Below are 18,034 nucleotides of genomic sequence, written 5' to 3' on the forward strand. Positions count from 1 at the left end.
TTCTCGACGGAACCGAGTTCTCGGCCGGAGCCATGCGATCGGGTGAGTCCATGACGAGTGGTCGGACGTTCAGGTGGCGAAATTGCGCCGGCGGGGGTGCGTGTGTATGGCGCATGCTTGTTCGGTGATCGAGCGGGAGTACGCGGTGCGGTTGGTCGAGGCGTGTTTGGCAAAGGAGTGGGAGCGACGGCCGTATTCGGCGGATCCGGATTCGCGGCCGGTGGTTTGTGACGTGGAGCGGCACGCGTTGGGGTGGATCGTCTCCAGTCAGGCCAAGGCCTATGTACGCACTGGGGATCGGCGATATCTCCTGATCGGCGCCGGGCCGTACATCGTCGATGGCGAGGACGGCGGCCTGCATGCGCTCGGCGTGGTCGACTTCGTCACCGGGGCGTGGGAGTCGGCCTATCGGGTTCGGGTTCGGGGCGAGCGAATGCCCGGGCCGCGGGACGAACTCGACGCCGAGTTGCGGGCGTTGATCGTCACCTACGGCAGGATCAGCGCACTGCGCCGGTTGCGGCGGGTGGTGCGCGGGCTCGGGCCGAGTGCGGCGCAGCGGTATTTGACGGCGGTGCAGGCGGGGGAGGATCCGCAGGCGGAGTTGCGAGCCGTGGTGGACCGGGCGCTACCGCCGGAGGAGGAGGAAGGATGCTTCGAGGTCGTGCCGCCGACCGGTCCGCGCGCGAAGGGGGCGGGCGTGCCGGCGGAGCCCGCCGCGCTGTGGTCCCCGGAAGGGGCGGACTACGAACCTCTCGGCGTCTACCGGGAGCTGACCGGTCGGGACCCGGCGGCGCCTGGCATCCACGACGTGGCCGGCCTGATTCCGCGCGCCTTCGAGGCCGAAGTGGTCGGCTACCTGCGCGCCGGTGCGGTGTTGGCGGCCACCACCACCGTGGCCTACGACGAACTGAGCCGCGATCGGTCGCCAATCGGCGGCTTGGCGGTGCGCACCGACGGCACTTGGTTCTGGTACTCCGATCTCGCCCACTATGTCGAGACGTACCACCTGGCCCTCGACCCACGCTTCCTGGCCCATGCCGCGAAGCTGGAGTGGCGCCCGCCCGAGCTTTCCGCGGACCGACTGCGCGTGCCGGAGGGTGATTTGGGTGCCGGCACCGGCACCGCAGGGGCGGCGTAGGGTGATTCGGGATCGTCTCGGCATCGGCCGGACGGGGGTCGGTGGGGGAGCGCTGTCGGATGGGTGTGGAGGTGGACTTTCGGCGGTGGTTGGCAAATTTCGAGGCGGAGGCGTTGCGGCGGGCCGGGGAGCAGGATCCGGCCTGGGAGATGGGCGCCCGTCTCGACCCGGTGCTGATCGAGACCCTTCGGCGGTTCCAGTTCAGCGAGGACACCGACAATCGGCTGCTGATCGCGAAGACCGTCGCGGCGGGCGACCCCGAATACGCCGCTGCCATCGTGCTGTTCGCTGCGGAGGAGGCCAATCACGGCCGGCTGCTCGACCATCTGTTGGCCGCGGCCGGGTCGGGGCGGATCACGGGTCATTGGGCGGACGCGACGTTTCGTCGGCTGCGTCCGGCCTTCGGCCTGCGCCTGGAGATGATGTTGATCCTGGCCTCGGAGATCGTCGTGCTCCCCTTCTACGCGGCGATCGCCGACGGTGTCGACGACCCGCTGACCGCCGAGGTGGCTGCCCGGATCCTGGCCGATGAACAGCGCCATGTCCCGTTCCACTGCGACTGGTTGCGTGGTTGCCTGGCGGCGTCCCCGCCCGCGTTCCGGGCGGCCGCGGTGGTCGGCTGGTGGTTCCTGGCCGCCGGGGCGACGGCCATGGTGGTGAGCGACCACGGCCGGACGCTCACCCACCTGCGGACCACCCGCGGCCGCTACGCCCGGGACGTCTTCGCGCACTCCCGCGCGGCGATGGCGCAGGTCCGGGCGGCCGATCCGGGTACCGCCGCCCTTGCCGGACATCCGCGCCGCCGCCTGCCGACCCGACCGCCGGTGGATCGCCGTCCGCCGGGGGTGTAGCCGATCCGCCGGTCCGCGTCCTCGATCAGCCGACCTCGGAGCGGGACCCGTTCGTTCGTTCCGGCGTGTGATCACACATCGTGTGTGCGTGACTCCATGCTGTCCGATCCGGAAATCCCCGGCGCAAGACACCGTCGGGTGACAACAACGGTCGGGTGACGAACGGCACGGTGGGGTCCGGCGGTCGACGGTTGTCCGCGGGGTGCGCTCTCTCGTACGCTCCGGACGCCGACGCGGTTCGTCGGCGCGCGGCGATCCCGCTCGGATCGTCGTGCGACAACCGAATGTTCGAAGCCCAGGGGAAGCCGGTCGAATTCCGGCGCTGTCCCGCAACCGTGGGTGGTGACCGACAGGTCGCCACGAGTCGGAATGCCTGGGTTCATTCGATCCCGAAGGCTCCAGCTGTCGTGGACTGCACGCTGAAGCCCGGATTCCGCGGCCGACGCCTGTCTTCGGCCGGACGCCGGGACTCTCCGTTCCCGCCGTCCGCGCCCGCGTCCATCGCACGAAGGGAATCCGTCCGTGAAGAACTTTCGGAACAAGGGACGAATCGGCCGACTGATCGGCGTACTGGCCCTGTTGGTACTGCCCGCCACCGCGCAGGTCACGGTGTCGGCGCCGAGCGCGTACGCCGTGGACACCACCAAGGGCAGCGCCGGCGTGTGCCCGACCAACGACGGGGTGACCGTGGTCGTCGACTTCCAGGAACTCGGCGGCGCCACCCTGGTGCGCTGTGCGCCGGGTGATCAGGCCACCGGCCTCGCCGCGCTGAAGAACGCCGGTTTCCAGATAGCCGGCACCGCCCGCTGGGGTGAGGCGTTCATCTGCCGGATCGAGAACAAGCCCGGCCCGGACACCGAGCCGTGCCTGAACACACCTCCGGCCAACGCCTATTGGTCCTACTGGCACGCGCCGAACAGCGGTACCTGGACGTACAGCTCGTGGGGTGCGTCCAACCGCAAGCCCCCGCTGGGCAGCTTCGAGGGTTGGTCCTTCTCCAAGGACAAGACCGCTTCGACCAACCCGCCGCCGCGCGTGACACCTTCGCGTTAGCTCGGCCGAACCTCGCTCCATGTGGGGTTGTTCAGCCTGCTTGGCAAGGCCCCGCGTCGTCGGTCGCCCGGATCGGCGACCGACGACGCGGGTGGTCCGGATCCGGGTCAGGACGCGGACGACGGGCAGTGCAGGGTCGGTACGCCGGGCAGGGCGCCCGCGGCCGTCAGGTCGGCGAAGCCGGTGCCGGCCAGACCCAGTACGGCCTGGGCGGTGGCCCGCGTCGCGGTGGACGGGTCGAACCCGGTGGCGTCGTACGCGATCGCCCCTCGCGTGGCGGGCGTGGCCGTGCAGCCCACCTGTCGCTGGGTGAGGAAGTGCCGCGCGGTCAGCCCGGGCAACACCCGCCACGAGGACAGCAGGGCCTGCCCGGCCAGGCCGGTGCTGTTGGCGTTGGACGTGGTGGCGCCCGACGTGCCGAAGCCGCCATCGGAAAGCTGGTGCGCCGCGAGCCAGTTGAGCCCGGCGGTGGCCTCCTGATGGCGACCGGTGGCGGCCAGCGCCTGCACGCTCATCGCGGTCGAGTCCGCGTCGCTGGTGCAGGTCGCGAGGCCGAAGTTCAGCGGGAACCCGCCGTCGGCACAGTGTGCGCCGGCCAGGAAGTCGACCGCGGCGGACGGTGCGCCGGAGGCGGTGCGGTCCAGCGCCAGCAGCGCGAGCGACTGGCTGAACGCGTTGCTGTAGTCGCCCCACGGGGAGGTGTCGGTGAACCGGCCCGAGGGTTGTTGCAACGAGCGCAGCCGGGTCGGGAGGTCGACGCCGCCGAAGTTGCTCGGATTCACGCCGCGCACCTCGGCCGCGAGCAGCGCCTTGGCGGTGGCCCCGGCATAGGAGTTGGCAGTGCCGTCGCCGATGTAGCCGGACAGGATCTCCGGGCGGGCCAGCCAGGTGGTGGCCTTGGCCCCGTTGACGTCGGCCACCCCGGCGGCGGCGAATGCCAGGATCGCGTCGATGGTCAGGCCCTGGTCGGGGTAGGTCACCCCGTCGAAGGTCGTCTCGAAGCGCTCTCCGTCGACGAGTTGCCGGGCCAGCCATCCGGCGGCGGCGCGGGTGCGATTGTCGGCCGGGATCGAAGCGGCCGCGGACCGGTCGACGGGTGCCGGGGCGGCGCTCGCGGTCGCGGGTACGACGGCGGTCGCGGTGGCGAGGAGCAGTCCGCCGAACAGAGCGGAGATCTTCCGGCCGGGTCGGGTGAGCGTCATGACGAAGCCTTTCCGGGCCTGCGAAGCGGCATGCCCGGCGAATTCGCCACGCGTTCGACCGTGACCCGGGAGCGGGACGGTCTCGGCCCGGCGGCGCGAGGGCTCCGCCCCGTAGACCACGACGGGGAATGGAGGTGGAACGCTCCGGCCCCAGGCATTCGGGCTCGCCGTCGCACGGACGTGGACGGACCACCGCTGCGGGTCAGCGCCGGAATCACACCGGACTTTCCCTGCGGCCGAAGTCGACTCGGTTCGCCGCGCCCCGGAACCGGCCGGACACGGTGGTGCCCGGGAGTGGACACCGCCGTCGCACCGAAGATCCTCGGGCGAGACGCTGCGCACTCTACGGACAGTTCGCCGCCGAGGGTAACTCGCTTTCCGGCCAGGGGGCTCGGCGACCCTCGCCCCGATCACCGTCCGGACAGCCGGAGTTCGGGCCGGAGCCGAAGTCGATCCCGCAGTTCGAGCCGAGGCCGGGCCCGGAACGGGAGCCTTCCCGGAGTCCGTGCAACGGCTGGAAACCGCCCCCGGATCGGGGCCGACATCGTCGGATGGTGACGAACGGCATGGTGCCGCGCACGCGCGAACGGTTGTCCGCGAGGCGGTATCTCTCGTACGCTCCGCACGCCGGTGCATGTCGTCGGCACCTCAACTCCATAGTTCGAAGCCCAGGGGAAGCCGGTCGAATTCCGGCGCTGTCCCGCAACCGTGGGTGGTGACCGACAGGTCGCCACGAGTCGGAATGCCTGGGTTCGTACGATTTTGAAGGCTCCAGCTGTCGTGGACTGCACGCTGAAGCCCGGATTCCACCGCTGGCGCTCTCTGTGTCGGTCGGACACCGGGACTCGTGTAGTCCCGGAAGGATCCCCGATGTTCCGGTTCACCGTCGCACCCACCTGCGCCGTCGCGGTCTGCGGCGCGGTGCTCGTCGCCGTCGCCCCCGTCCTGCCGGCCTCGGCCGACGCAGCGAACCCGTATGCCGCGGCGGGCGCCGCGGCGGCCGAGTGGCAGGCCGGGGAACTGGTCGCCGGCGGCATACCCGGTTTCGCGGGCCCCGACTGGGGCCTCACCATCGACACGATGATGGCGCTGGCCGCCACTCGCTCGCAGCCGACCGCGCTCGGCGCCGCGGCGGACGCGGTGGCGGCGAACGTGCGCAAGTACACCAGCGCCGAGGAGTGGGGCTTGCCCGGCTCGCGGATCGCCGGCGCGACCGCGAAGGTGCTGTTCGCCGCGGTGGTCGCGGATCGCGATCCGACCGGATTCGGCGGCCTCGACATGCGCGCGGAGACGCTCGACCTGATCGCCGGGGCCGACGCGGGCGACGACGCGGGTCGCATCCGGGACAAGCTCACCGGCAGTCCCGACTCCGGCAACGCGTTCGGCCAATCGCTGGCCGTGCTGGGCCTGGCTCGCAGCGGCGGAGTGCCGCAGAGCGCGGTGGACTTCCTGATCAAGCAACAGTGTCCGAGCGGCGGATTCCGCTTGTACCCGGGCCAGTTGGGCAGCACCGGCGCAACCTGCCAGGACACGCCCACGACCGTGCTCGACCCGGACTCGACCGGTATGGCGGTGCAGGCCCTGCTCGCCGCCGCGACCGAGAGCAAATCGGTGGGCGCCGCCGCCGCGGCCCGGAAGGGCGCGGACTGGCTCAAGTCCAAGCAGCGCGCGGATGGTTCGTTCGGTGGCTCGGGTCCCACGGTGGCCTCGAACACCAACAGCACGGGCCTGGCCGGACAGGCCCTGCACGCGGCCGGCTACCCGGCCGAGTCGGACCGGGCCGCCGCGTGGGTGCTGGAGCACCAGATCACCAAGGACAACGCGGGCGCCGCCGACCGGGAGATCGGCACGATCGCCTACAACGCGGAGGCCCTCACCTCGGCCCGGGCCGAGGGCATCCCGGAGTTTCAGCGCGACCAGTGGCGCCGGGCAACGCCGCAGGCGCTGCTCGTGCTCGCCGACGTCCCGCTCGGCGACCTGGGCAAGGCCCCGACCGGACCCACGGGCACCGCCACCACGTCGGCCACGGCCACGGCCACGACTTCGCCGACCGCCACGCGCACGGCCTCGCCCACCACCTCCACCAGCACCTCCGCGGCGAGTTCGGCCACGAACTCGCCGAGCGCCACCACGTCGGCCGGCCGCACCGCGAGCGCCTCGGCGAGTTCGACCATCACCACGCCCGGCTCGGTGTCGGGCGGGAACACCGGCGCCGGGTCCGGCTCCGGCGGCGGCCGACTGGCCCGGACCGGCGCGCAGGTCGGCGGTCTGACCCTGCTCGCGATCGGCCTGGTCGGTACGGGCCTTGCGGTGCGCGCGGGCGCCCGCCGCAGGAACGGGGATCACGCGTGATGATCGCCGCGCACCGTGCCCGGATCGCCCGCCTGGCCGCCGCGTTGGCGATCCTGGTGTTGCCCGCGACCGCGCAACTCACCGTCACCGCACCGGCCGCACGCGCGGTCGACACCGGCAAGGGCACGCCCGGGTTCTGCCCGGACGGCAACGGCGTGACCGTGATCGTCGACTTCCAGGAACTCGGTGGCACCACCATCGTGCGCTGCGCACCGGGCGAACAGGCCACCGGGTTGGCGGCGTTGAAGAACGCCGGCATGCAAATCACCGGTGTCGCCCGCTGGGGGGAGGCGTTCATCTGCCGGGTCGAGGGCAAGCCGGGCGCCAACTCCGAGCCGTGCATCGACACGCCGCCGGCCTCCGCCTACTGGTCGTACTGGCATGCCCTCAACGGCGGTTCGTGGACCTACAGCCAGTGGGGCGTGCTGAACCGCAAGCCCCCGATCGGCAGTTTCGAGGGCTGGTCCTTCTCCAAGGACAAGACCGAGACCTCCAACCCGCCGCCCCGGGTGGCCCCGACCCGCCCCACGCCCAAGCCCACCCCGAACGCGCCCGAGTCGGAGCGCCCCAAGCCCGAACAGCCCAAGCCCGAACAGCCCGGTCCGGAACAGCCGAAGCCGCAACCGCCGGGGTCCGATCCGGCCGGCAACCCGCCGCCCGCCGGCGGCACCGACACACCGGACACCACCGGCAGCCGGTCCGTCGACCCGCTCGCCCCGGGCCCCGGGGTGGCGGGCAACCCGATGGAAGCCGAACCACCACCCGCCGCCCCGCCGGTCGTGGATCCGTCCACGACCGCGACCGGCACCCAACCAGGGGCCGGCCCACCCGCTGCCGGTCAACCCTCCGGGACCACCCCGGCCGGGGCCACCTGGACCGGTGGCGAGGAACTCGCCCGTACCGGCGAGGACTCCGGCATCCCGATCACCACCCTGATCGGCATCGCCCTGCTCGCCGCGCTGTGCGCGGGTGCCGCCTTCACCGTCGTGCGACGTCGGCGCGCGACGAGCGCGGTGCGTTGAACCGGCCCGCAGGCCCGGGACGGGTGACGGTGGCCGCGCGTTTCGCCGCGGGCCGCCTGCCGCGCACCGTGCATCCCGGCGCGTGGTGGCTCTGGGCGCTCGGTCTGGCCACCGCGGCCAGTCGGACCACCAATCCGCTGCTGCTCGCGCTGATCCTGGCCGTCGCCGGTTACGTGGTCGCCAACCGGCGCAGCGATGCCCCGTGGGCCCTGGCGTTCCGGATGTACCTGTTCCTGGGCCTGTTCATCATCATGATGCGGGTGTTGTTCCGGATCCTGTTCGGCGCCGGCGCGGCGAGCGGCCACGTCCTCCTCGATCTGCCCGAACTCCCGCTGCCCGCCTGGGCGGCGGGCATCCACCTGTTCGGCCCGGTGGTCCTGGAGCACGTGCTCGGCGGGTTCTACGACGGGCTGCGCCTGGCCACCATGATCGTCTGCCTGGGCGCGGCCAACGCACTCGCCAGTCCCAAGCGCATGCTCAAGGCGGTGCCGGCGGCGCTGTACGAGGTGGGCGCGGCCGTGGTGGTCGCGCTCTCGGTGGCACCGCAGTTGGTGGAGAGCGTGCAGCGGGTGCGCAGGGCCCGCCGGCTGCGCGGCGGTGCCCAGCGCGGCATGCGAGCGCTGCGCTCGATCGCCATCCCGGTGCTCCAGGACGCGCTGGATCGTTCGCTCGCGCTGGCCGCCGCGATGGACTCGCGCGGCTACGGCCGCAACCGGCACCTGCCCCGATCGATCCGGCTGCTCACCGGCATGCTGACCCTGGTGGGCCTGATCGGCGTGTGCGTGGGGGTGTACGCACTGCTCGACGGCAGCGCCCCACGCTATCTGGGCGCGACGATGCTGCCCGGCGGAATCGTGATCGCGGGCATCGGCTTCGTGCTGACCGGCCGGCGGATCGACCGCAGTGTCTACCTGCCGGACCGCTGGCGGAGCGCCGAGTTCGCGGTGGCCGGGTGCGGGGTCGGCGCCGGCGCGCTGGTCCACCTCACCAGCCGGATCGACGCCGGCAACCTCTATCCGTCGCTGAGCCCGTTGGCCTGGCCGGAGTTGGCCCCGCTCCCGGTGCTCGCGCTGGTCGTCGGCGTGCTGCCCGCGTGGCTGGCCCCGCCGCCTTTGCCGGATACACCCCGCTTCGGCGCGACCGCGCCCGTACCCGTTCCATCCGTCCAGCCCGGCCCGGCTCCCCGCCCGGCCGCGACCGGCTCTGCCGGCAAGGAGAGATCCGTCCGGTGATCCGGTTCCGCGACGTCACCATCACCTACGCCGATGCGCGCGCACCGGCCCTGCGCAACGTCGAACTCACGATCCCCGAAGGTGAGTTGTGTCTGGTCGTCGGTCGCACCGGAGCGGGCAAGTCGACCCTGCTCGGCGCGATCAACGGCCTGGTCCCGCACTTCACCGGCGGCACCCTGCGCGGGAGCGTGCTCGTGGACGGCGTGGACACCCGTACCCAGCCGCCGCGCGAGTTCGCACACCTGGTCGGGGTGGTCGGTCAGGACCCGCTCGCGGGTTTCGTCACCGATACCGTCGAGGAGGAACTCGCTTACGGAATGGAGCAGTTGGCCATCCCGTCGACGGTGATGCGCAAGCGCGTGGAGGAGACTCTCGACCTGCTCGGCATCGCCGAACTGCGGCACCGGCCGCTGCGCACCCTCTCCGGCGGCCAACAACAGCGGGTCGCGATCGGCTCGGTGCTGACCGCGCATCCGCGCGTCCTGGTGCTGGACGAACCCACCTCCGCTCTCGATCCGACCGCCGCCGAGGACGTGTTGGCCGCCATCACCCGGCTCGTGCACGACCTCGGTATCACCGCGATCGTCGCCGAGCACCGCATGGAACGCGTGGTGCAGTACGCCGACCGGCTGGTGCACCTGCCGGGTGATCACACCGTCCGCGACGGCCCGCCCGCCGAGATCCTGGCCACGTGCGACATCGCGCCGCCGGTCGTCGAACTCGGCCGACTGGCGGGCTGGTCGCCGCTGCCGCTCTCGGTCCGCGACGCCCGGCGCCTGGCACCACCGCTGCGCGAGCGTCTGGCCGACCGTACGCCGCCCGAGGCGCGGGCCGCCGTCCGAGCGGCCGGACCGCTCCTGAGCGCGCGGCGGATCATCGTCCGCTACGGCGACGTGATCGCGGTACGCGGCCTGGACCTGGACCTGTTCCCCGGCCGGGTCACCGCGCTGATGGGCCGCAACGGGTCCGGCAAGTCCTCGCTCCTGTGGGCCCTCCAGGGTTCGGGGCCGCGCCAGGGCGGCACCGTGGACGTGGCCGGCGAGGACCCGGGCAAGGCCGCGCCGCATCGTGCGCGCGGTCTGGTCGGCCTGGTCCCACAAAGCTCCGGCGACCTGTTGTACCTGGAGACCGTGGATGCGGAATGTGCCCAGGCGGACCGGGAATCCGAGGTCGAGCAGGGCTCGTGTCGCGCCCTCCTGAACCGGATCGCGCCCGGCATCGACGGCGCGCTGCACCCGCGTGACGTCTCCGAAGGGCAGCGGCTGGCGCTGGTGCTGGCGATCCAACTCGTCGCCGCACCACGGGTGGTGCTGCTGGACGAGCCCACCTGCGGACTCGATTACCACGCCAAGCGGCGGTTCGTTCGGGTCGTGCGCGAACTGGCGGACGCGGGCGGCACGGTGGTCCTGGCCACACACGACGTCGAATTCGTCGCGCAGGTCGCCGATCGGGTCGTGGTGATGGCCGAGGGCGACATCGTGGCCGACGGCCCGACCCCGGACGTGGTGGTGTCCTCACCCGCGTTCGCACCGCAGGTGGCCAAGATCCTGGCCCCGCTCCCGTGGCTGACCGTCGCCGACGTGGCGGCGGCACTGGACCCCGGCCCCGAGCCTGGCCGCCGCCCCGAGCCCGGCACCGGTCCAGGCCCAAGTCCAAGCTCAGGTGCCGGTCCAAGTCCCGGCTCAGGTACCGGTCCAAGCCCCGGTCTGGACCCGCAAGCCGACCCCGACCCCACCCCGCAAGCCGGCCCGCTCCCTGCCCCGACCCACCCCCGCGAGCAGGAGGCGACCCGATGAGCCCCCCGGCCCCGAGCACGCGTCACACCAGCGCGATCCGGATCACCCCGCGCACCGCGCTCGTGCTCACCATCGCCTCGATCGCCGGACTGGCGATGTTCCTGTGGCCGCTGTTCGCCTCGCCGTCGCCCGAATCCGCCGCGCACTCCGGGGACGCGCCGCTGATCTTCGCGGTCACCCTGCCGTTCGTGGTCGCGGTGGTACTGGCCGAAATGACCAGCGGCGGGCTGGACTCGAAGGCGCTGGCCATGCTCGGCGTCCTGTCCGCGATCAACGCCGCGCTGCGCCCACTGGGCGCCGGTACGGCGGGGATCGAGACGGTCTTCTTCATGCTCGTGCTCGCCGGTCGGGTGTTCGGCCCCGGCTTCGGCTTCGTGCTCGGCTGTACGTCACTGTTCGCCTCGGCCCTGCTGACCGCCGGGGTCGGGCCCTGGCTGCCGTTCCAGATGCTCGCCTCGGCCTGGGTGGGGCTGGGTGCCGGCCTGCTGCCCAAGCGGGTGCGCGGCCGTCGCGAGATCGTTATGCTGGCCTGCTACGGCGTGTTCTCCGCCTACGCCTTCGGCTTCCTGCTCAACATGTGGTTCTGGCCGTTCCTGGCCGACGCACCGGGCATGGTCGGTCCGGCGTTCGTACCCGGCGACGCGGTCCTGGACAACCTGCACCGGTTCTTCGTCTTCACCGTGCTCACCTCCACCTTCGGCTGGGACACCGGACGCGCGATCACCAACTGCGTCGCCATCGTGCTCGTGGGCCCGGCGGTGCTGGCCGCGCTGCGCAGAGCCGCCCGCAAGGCGGCCTTCGAGGCACCGATCGTCTTCGAGCCCGTCGAGCGCGTCGAGCCCGTCGGCCCGCCGCAACCGGCAACGGCGACCGAGACCGAGACCGAGACCGCGCATCAGCCCTGTGCCTAGACCACGGACCCCCGCACGCTCAAGGCCCCACCACGGCCGGACCCGTGGCGCCGGCCGACCGGTACACCGGCCGCCGCCCCCGTGCCACCCCCACCGCCCGCGCCGAAGGCACCGGCCCCCGCACCCCCGGCCGCCGCGATCCGCCGGCGCAGCACCGCCGCCTCGCGCGCATACCGCCGCACCGGGAACTCGTCGGTGTCGGCCACCGCACCCAGGATCCGTACCGCGGCGGCGGTCGCCTTGACCGCGGCCTCCACCGCGGCCGACTCGGCCACCGACGCCTGGCGCGTGTACGAGATGCCCGCGTCGCGGCGCCGGGCCGCGTCCAGGTAGATCGCCCGGGCGGAGTCGACCGCTGCCGCAGCCTCCGCCGGCAGGTGCCGATCGGCCCCGGTCACGAACGCGCCCGCGACGTCCAGCGCGGCCTGGGCCAGCCCGGTCGCGCACGCCGCGCCGCCCAACCGGCCCGCGTCCAACAGGTCGAACGCGATCCGCAGACCCCGACCCGGCGCCCCGATCAGCCGCTCGGGTTCCAGGTACACCCCGTCCCAATAGGCGGTGGTGGTCGGGATGGCGCGCAACGCGGTCGCCTCCTCGGGAGCGGCGAAGTAGAGGTACTCGTCGGCGCCGGGGGCCAGGAAGCAGGAAACGTCCGGTCGGGCCGGACCGGTGCGGGCGAACACGGTGTGGAAGTGCGCCCGGCCCCCGTGCGCGAGGGCGAACTGGGTGCCCTGGAGCAGGTGCCCGGCGCGGGTGCGCTCGGCCCGGCAGGTGACCGCCGAGGGATCGGCTCCGACATGCGGTTCGGACCGGCTGCCGCCGCCGGTCAGCGCGCCGTCGAGCATGCCGGGCAGCCACTGCTCGCGTTGCGCGTCGGTGCCGTGCGCCGCGGTCGGCAGGCAGGCCAGTGTGTGCGTGTCCACGGCGCCGGCCACCGCCGCCCAGCGCGCGGCGAGTTCTTCCACCACCTGGAGGTAGACCTCGTAGGGCTGGCCGCCGCCCCCGTACCGCACCGGGTAGGGCAGGCCGGACAGGCCCGCCCGGCCCAGAGCGGTGAACAAACCGGTGGGGTAGCTCGCGTCGGCCTCACACCCGGCGACCCGGGACGCGAGTTCGCGGTCCGCGAACGCCCGGGTTCGGGCGATCAGGTCGTGGGCTTCGTCGGTGGGGAGCAGACGGTCGACGGGCACGGGCGCATCCCTGGGGTGGACGGGCGGGCCGGGAAGGAGGCCCGGTTCACCTGGTGCCGTGGCCGGGGACGATCCCCGAGCTGGCGGCGCGGACCCGCCGGACCGGGGCCGGGGGATACCAGGACACCTGCGCACGGTAGGTGCACAGCCGGTGGCCGGGGATCGTCCGGCGCGACGAAGCCGAGCCGGGTTCTTTGTCGCGGCCCACCTATGGCCTCGCCCGGGCTCCTGCGGGGTACGGATCCGGCGGTGAGGTGCCGGCACGGCGGTCCCGCGAGCCGGTCGTGGCTTTGGTGCCCGCTGACGGAAAGTGTCGACAGCATTGGTCATTCGGACGAAGAACCCGGTACGTGGCGCGGCCTAGCGTCGCTCACACACCAACCGGAAGGACGCGACATGAGCGCCGAACTGCACACCCGTGCCGTCGTGGCGGACACGCACAACGATCTCCTGATGGCCGTGGTGGAACGACCACCAGGCAGGTGGGCGAGTTTCTTCCGAGAGCAGTGGCTGCCCCAACTGCGCGAGGGCGGGGTGGACATCCAGGTATTGCCGGTGTTCGTGGACGACCAGTTCCGCCCGGAGGGCGCGCTGCGCCGGACGCTGCGGATGGTCGAGTGCGCCCACGCGATCGCCGAGGGCAACCCGGACGAGGTCAAGCTGTGCCTGGACGGCGACGACGTCGACACGGCGCTCGCCGAGGGCAGGATCGCGCTCGTGCTGGCACTGGAGAGCGCGCCGGGGGTGGACGCCGACCTGGAACTGTTCCGCACGCTGTACCGGCTCGGTGTACGGGTCGCCTCGATCGCGCACTGGGGCCGGTCCGCACTGGGCGACGGCAGCGGCGAGGACGCCACCGGCAGCCGGCTCACCCACGCCGGCGTCGAGGCGCTGCGCGAGATGGAGCGGCTCGGCATCATCTTCGACATCTCCCACCTGGGGGCCGTCGGCGTGGCGCACGTGCTGGAGCAGGCCACGCGCCCGCTGATCGCCACCCACTCGGGCGCCCGGGCGCTGTGCGACCACCACCGGAACCTGACCGACGAGCAGATCCGGGGTGTGGCCGCGACCGGTGGCGTCGTGTGCGTCAACTTCGTGCCCGACTTCCTGTCCGCCGACCGGTCGAAGCAGACCATCGACGGGCTCGTCGACCACATCGAGCACATCATCTCCCTGGTGGGTGTGGACCACGTCGGGATCGGCCCCGACTTCCTGCAAGAGGTGCTCGCGGACATCACACCACCGTGCTGCGAAGGCGCGGACTACACCGGTGTGGACGCCTCCGCCGAACTGCCCGGGCTGAACGGCCCGGCCGAACTTCCCGCGCTCACCGAGGCATTGGTGCGGCGCGGACTGGGTGAGAAGGAGATCATGGCGATCCTTGGCGGTAATGTACAGAGGCTGTTCCGTGCCGAGCTGGGCCTGGCCCGATGACCGGCGCGACGGCCGATTCCGCGGCCGGCTCGAACGCGTTCGACACCGACGCGATGCTGGCCGACCTGGCCGAACTGGTGCGGTGTGAGTCGTTCTCCGCCGATCTGGCAGCGGTCGCGCGCAGCGCGGAGGTGGTCGCGGCCCAGGGCGCTCGCCATCTCGGCGTCGAACCGCAACGGATCGTGCTGGACGGGGTGACCCACCTTCAGTGGACGTTCGGCACCCCGCGCGTCCTGCTGGTCGGGCACCACGACACGGTGTGGCCGATGGGCTCGTTGGCCACCCACCCCTGGTCGGTGGTGGACGGGATCGCCCGAGGGCCGGGCGTCTTCGACATGAAGGCCGGCCTGGTCCAGATGTTCCACGCGCTCGCCTCGTTGGACTCGCTGGACGGCATCGGCGTGCTGATCACCGGGGACGAGGAAGTCGGCTCGACCACCTCGCGCGCCCTGATCGAGGACTCCGCACGCGGCTGCGCGGCGACCTTCGTCCTGGAGGCGTCCGCCGACGGCGGGGCGCTGAAGACCGGGCGAAAGGGCGGCTCGCAATACGAGTTGGTCGTGCACGGCAGGGCCGCGCACGCGGGCCTGGAGCCGGAGAAGGGCATCAACGCGGCGATCGAGGCCGCCCACCTGGTGCTCGCCCTCGGCGCCCTGGCCGACCTGGCGGACGAGGGCGCTTTGGACGGATGGCGCACCACCGTGACCCCCACGGTGGTCGAGGCCGGCGCGGTGTCCAACACCGTTCCCGATCGGGCGCGGGTGACCGTGGACGTACGGGTGCCCACGATCAAGGCCCAGGAGCGGGTGGACGACTTGATCCGCGGTCTGGGTACGACCGTGCCCGGCGCCCGGATCGAGGTGCTCGGCGGCCCCAACCGGCCGCCGCTGGAGGAGTCCTCCTCCAGCGCGCTGTTCGACCTCGCCGACCGGGTCGCGAGCGGCAGCGGCCTGCCGCCGCTGCGCGCCGCGGCGGTCGGCGGCGCCTCCGACGGCAACTTCACCGCCGGCATCGGCTGTCCGACCCTGGACGGCCTCGGCGCGGTCGGCGGCGGTGCGCACGCCGACCACGAACACGTGATCGTGGCCGAGTTGGCGCCGCGCACGCTCCTGCTCGCGGGCCTGATCGAGGCGGTCCGATGAGCGCCGTGGTCGTTCGCGAACTGCACGAACTCGACGAGATCGAGGACGCGTTCCGCCTGTTCTGCGAGATCTGGGGGACGGGGCCGGGCAACGCGCCGATGTCCGTCGAACAGATGCGCGCACTGTCGCACGCCGGGAACTACGTCGCCGGGGCCTACGTGGACGGGCGTCTCACCGGCGCCACCGTCGGGTTCTTCGGGGCGCCGATCGCCCGTACGCTGCACTCGCACGTCACCGGCGCCCACGCCGGCCACGCGGCCGGCTTCGCGCTCAAGGTGCACCAGCGCAACTGGGCGCTGGCCCGCGGTGTCGCCCGGATCACCTGGACCTACGATCCGCTGATCCGGCGCAACGCCCACTTCAACGTGACCAAGCTGGGCGGTCGTCCGGACGGCTACATGCCCAACTTCTACGGCTCGGTCGACGACGCGATCAACGGCGGCACCGACACCGACCGGGCCCTGGTGGTCTGGGATCTGGCCGACCCCAAGGTGATCGCGGCCGTGAACTCCACGCCCATCCCGGTCGCCGTGCCGGCGGACGCGGTGACCGCGCTGGCCGTGCGGGACGAGCGGCCGCTGCTGGGCCGCACCGACGCCGCACACCTGCTCGTCGAGGTTCCCGCGGACATCGAGACGCTGCGGCGCACCGACCCGGGTGCCGCCAAGGAATGGCGGATCGCGCTGCGCGAGGTGTTCGGCGGACTGCTCGCCGACGGCGCCCGGGTGATCGGCTTCCAGGACAAGACCCGCTACATCCTCACGCGCGACAGCACCGCGTGACCGCCGACCGACAATCGATCAGGAGTCCAGGCACCATGAAGATCACCGGAATCGAACTGCGCCGCATCGCCATGCCGTTGCGCGCGCCGTTCCGCACCTCCTTCGGCGTCGAGACCGCACGCGACATCCTGCTGCTTCGCGTGGTCACGCCGGAGGCGGAGGGCTGGGGCGAGTGCGTCGCGATGTCCGACCCGCTGTACAACTCGGAGTACGTGGACGGCGCGGTCGACGTGCTCAAGCGATTCCTGATCCCGGCGCTGCCCGAGCGGGTGGACGCGCTGACGGTCAAGCGCGCGCTGAAGCCGTTCAAGGGCCACAAGATGGCGAAGGCGGCCCTGGAGACGGGCGTCCTGGACGCCCAACTGCGGGCCGCCGGACAGTCGTTCGGATCGTTCCTGGGTGCCTCCCGGGACCGGGTCCCGTGCGGGGTGTCCGTGGGCATCATGGACTCGATTCCGGAACTGCTGGACCTGGTCGGCCAGTTCGTCGACGAGGGCTATGTGCGGATCAAGCTGAAGATCGAGCCGAACTGGGACGTGGCCCCGGTGCGCGCGGTGCGTGAGCGCTTCGGCGACGACCTGCTGTTGCAGGTGGACGCGAACGCCGCGTACACGTTGGCCGACGCGCGGCAGCTGGCCAAGCTGGACGCGTTCGACCTGCTGTTGATCGAGCAGCCGCTGGCCGACGACGACCTGGTCCAGCACGCCCAGTTGGCCAAGCAGATGAAGACCCCGATCTGCCTGGACGAGTCCATCGAGTCGGTCGAGGACGCCGCGGCGGCGATCACCCTGGGCTCCGCGTCGATCATCAACATCAAGCCCGGTCGGGTCGGCGGCTACCTGGAGGCCAAGGCGATCCACGACCTGTGTGTGGCGCACGGCGTGCCGGTCTGGTGCGGCGGGATGCTGGAGACCGGCCTGGGTCGGGCCGCCAACGTGGCCCTGGCCGCGCTGCCCGGCTTCATTCTTCCGGGCGACACCTCCGCCTCACGCCGCTACTACGCCACCGACATCACCGCGCCGTTCGAACTCGCCGACGGGCACCTGGACGTGCCCACCGGCCCCGGCCTGGGCATCGACCCGATCGTCGACATCCTGGACTCGGTGACCACGTCCAGCGAGTGGATCAAGTTCTGAGCATCGCGGTCCCGCTCCGAGTCCGGCTGCGAGCTCCGCTCCGAGTCCGGCTCCGAGCCCTGCGCTGAATCATGTTCCGAGCAACCGACGGCGACCGATCGATCAGCTGATCGATCGGTCGCCGTCGGCCCACGGAGCGGACCTGGGCATCCGCATCATGAGACACGTTGGACGACTCGTGGCGGGTGTGCGAGTTTCGACACCATGCGACGTCGGATGATTATTACCGGCAGCGTGCCGACACCGGGCTGACCAGGACGACCATTTCCCTGCGGCCCACCGTCCGCACGCAGACCTCTCGCGCTTCGCGAGGGGTCTTTCTGTTTTCCGGACTCTTTCCGATTCGCACGAGCCAATCGATCCCACGCCACCCCACTTCGACAGGAGCCCGATCCATGGTTGACGACGGCACCCAGGTCCTCGAAGCCCCCCGGTTCGCGGAAGTCGCCTCGATGCCGGGCGATCCCGCCCCCACCACCGGGTCCAACGCCGAGGGGATCGCCCCCGGCGTCGAGAGCGCCCATCTGGTGGCCCGGATGCGGCACGGCCGCGGCGTGCTCGCCCGGGTCGCCACCACGCTCAACAACCATGGCGTACGCCGACTCAGCTACGTCTCCACCGAGTTCGGCGCGGCCACCGTCGAGGTCACCGTGTGCGCCCGGGACGCGGCCCGGGTCGAGGCGAGGCTGCGCCGGATGGTGGAGACGCTGGAGGTGACCCGAGTGGTTGGTAGAGATTGACAGCAATCGACCACGATCTCCATACTGCGTCTGTAGTCGGATGACTACACATG

The 18,034-nt window shown here is 72.0% G+C and carries 15 protein-coding genes and 2 riboswitches; of the genes, 13 read left to right on the forward strand and 2 right to left on the reverse strand.

Annotated elements, in window-relative coordinates; translation table 11 throughout:
- Nucleotides 1-124 precede the first annotated feature (124 nt).
- The 3 genes from A3IC_RS63755 to A3IC_RS0150450 all read left to right on the forward strand — a co-directional run bounded on the left by A3IC_RS63755 (nucleotide 125) and on the right by A3IC_RS0150450 (nucleotide 3,042).
- Complete coding sequence (locus A3IC_RS63755; protein ID WP_020557662.1) at nucleotides 125-1,138, forward strand: YrhB domain-containing protein; 1,014 nt, start codon at nucleotides 125-127, stop codon at nucleotides 1,136-1,138.
- Nucleotides 1,139-1,197: 59 nt separating this feature from the next.
- Nucleotides 1,198-1,989: a ferritin-like domain-containing protein gene (locus A3IC_RS61285; RefSeq protein ID WP_020557663.1), complete on the forward strand. Its 792-nt coding sequence runs from the start codon at nucleotides 1,198-1,200 to the stop codon at nucleotides 1,987-1,989.
- A gap of 299 nt (nucleotides 1,990-2,288) precedes the next feature.
- A riboswitch (cobalamin riboswitch) is annotated at nucleotides 2,289-2,424 on the forward strand.
- A gap of 87 nt (nucleotides 2,425-2,511) precedes the next feature.
- Nucleotides 2,512-3,042, forward strand: coding sequence for a hypothetical protein (locus A3IC_RS0150450; protein ID WP_020557664.1), 531 nt, complete (start codon nucleotides 2,512-2,514; stop codon nucleotides 3,040-3,042).
- Nucleotides 3,043-3,149: 107 nt separating this feature from the next.
- Here A3IC_RS0150450 and A3IC_RS0150455 read toward each other — a convergent pair whose 3' ends face one another.
- Nucleotides 3,150-4,244, reverse strand: coding sequence for a prenyltransferase/squalene oxidase repeat-containing protein (locus A3IC_RS0150455; RefSeq protein ID WP_020557665.1), 1,095 nt, complete (start codon nucleotides 4,242-4,244; stop codon nucleotides 3,150-3,152).
- Nucleotides 4,245-4,916: 672 nt separating this feature from the next.
- A riboswitch (cobalamin riboswitch) is annotated at nucleotides 4,917-5,052 on the forward strand.
- Nucleotides 5,053-5,114: 62 nt separating this feature from the next.
- Between A3IC_RS0150455 and A3IC_RS0150460 the strand changes: the two genes are divergently transcribed.
- From A3IC_RS0150460 to A3IC_RS0150480, 5 genes are read left to right on the forward strand one after another with little or no spacing between them, the layout of a single operon-like run.
- Complete coding sequence (locus tag A3IC_RS0150460; protein ID WP_020557666.1) at nucleotides 5,115-6,596, forward strand: prenyltransferase/squalene oxidase repeat-containing protein; 1,482 nt, start codon at nucleotides 5,115-5,117, stop codon at nucleotides 6,594-6,596.
- Nucleotides 6,596-7,618, forward strand: a complete 1,023-nt coding sequence (locus tag A3IC_RS72870) for a hypothetical protein (RefSeq protein ID WP_020557667.1) — start codon at nucleotides 6,596-6,598, stop codon at nucleotides 7,616-7,618. The genes A3IC_RS0150460 and A3IC_RS72870 overlap by 1 nt, the downstream gene beginning before the upstream one ends.
- A gap of 23 nt (nucleotides 7,619-7,641) precedes the next feature.
- Nucleotides 7,642-8,850 carry a CbiQ family ECF transporter T component gene (locus tag A3IC_RS61290; protein WP_020557668.1) on the forward strand — a complete coding sequence of 403 codons (1,209 nt, stop codon included), beginning with the start codon at nucleotides 7,642-7,644 and terminating at the stop codon, nucleotides 8,848-8,850.
- Nucleotides 8,847-10,646, forward strand: a complete 1,800-nt coding sequence (locus tag A3IC_RS0150475; protein WP_020557669.1) for an ATP-binding cassette domain-containing protein — start codon at nucleotides 8,847-8,849, stop codon at nucleotides 10,644-10,646. Before A3IC_RS61290 ends, A3IC_RS0150475 begins: the two co-directional genes overlap by 4 nt.
- Nucleotides 10,643-11,557 (forward strand): ECF transporter S component, encoded by a 915-nt coding sequence (locus A3IC_RS0150480; protein WP_020557670.1) that lies wholly within the window; start codon nucleotides 10,643-10,645, stop codon nucleotides 11,555-11,557. Before A3IC_RS0150475 ends, A3IC_RS0150480 begins: the two co-directional genes overlap by 4 nt.
- On the opposite strand, the gene A3IC_RS0150485 is transcribed toward A3IC_RS0150480, so the two are convergent.
- Nucleotides 11,554-12,747, reverse strand: a complete 1,194-nt coding sequence (locus tag A3IC_RS0150485) for an acyl-CoA dehydrogenase family protein (protein ID WP_020557671.1) — start codon at nucleotides 12,745-12,747, stop codon at nucleotides 11,554-11,556. The genes A3IC_RS0150480 and A3IC_RS0150485 overlap by 4 nt on opposite strands.
- 396 nt (nucleotides 12,748-13,143) lie before the next feature.
- On the opposite strand from A3IC_RS0150485, the gene A3IC_RS0150490 reads away from it, so the two are divergent.
- From A3IC_RS0150490 to A3IC_RS0150510, 5 genes are all read left to right on the forward strand, one after another.
- Entirely contained in the window at nucleotides 13,144-14,181 is a 1,038-nt protein-coding gene (locus A3IC_RS0150490) for a dipeptidase (protein ID WP_020557672.1), read from the forward strand.
- Complete coding sequence (locus A3IC_RS0150495; protein WP_020557673.1) at nucleotides 14,178-15,323, forward strand: M20/M25/M40 family metallo-hydrolase; 1,146 nt, start codon at nucleotides 14,178-14,180, stop codon at nucleotides 15,321-15,323. The genes A3IC_RS0150490 and A3IC_RS0150495 overlap by 4 nt, the downstream gene beginning before the upstream one ends.
- Nucleotides 15,320-16,105, forward strand: a complete 786-nt coding sequence (locus A3IC_RS0150500) for a hypothetical protein (RefSeq protein WP_020557674.1) — start codon at nucleotides 15,320-15,322, stop codon at nucleotides 16,103-16,105. The genes A3IC_RS0150495 and A3IC_RS0150500 overlap by 4 nt, the downstream gene beginning before the upstream one ends.
- Before the next feature lie 35 nt (nucleotides 16,106-16,140).
- Complete coding sequence (gene menC, locus A3IC_RS0150505) at nucleotides 16,141-17,241, forward strand: o-succinylbenzoate synthase (protein WP_020557675.1); 1,101 nt, start codon at nucleotides 16,141-16,143, stop codon at nucleotides 17,239-17,241.
- A 395-nt stretch (nucleotides 17,242-17,636) separates the two neighbouring features.
- Complete coding sequence (locus A3IC_RS0150510; protein WP_020557676.1) at nucleotides 17,637-17,981, forward strand: ACT domain-containing protein; 345 nt, start codon at nucleotides 17,637-17,639, stop codon at nucleotides 17,979-17,981.
- Nucleotides 17,982-18,034: the final 53 nt, after the last annotated feature.

The organism is Embleya scabrispora DSM 41855, from assembly GCF_000372745.1.
Lineage (GTDB): Bacteria > Actinomycetota > Actinomycetes > Streptomycetales > Streptomycetaceae > Embleya > Embleya scabrispora.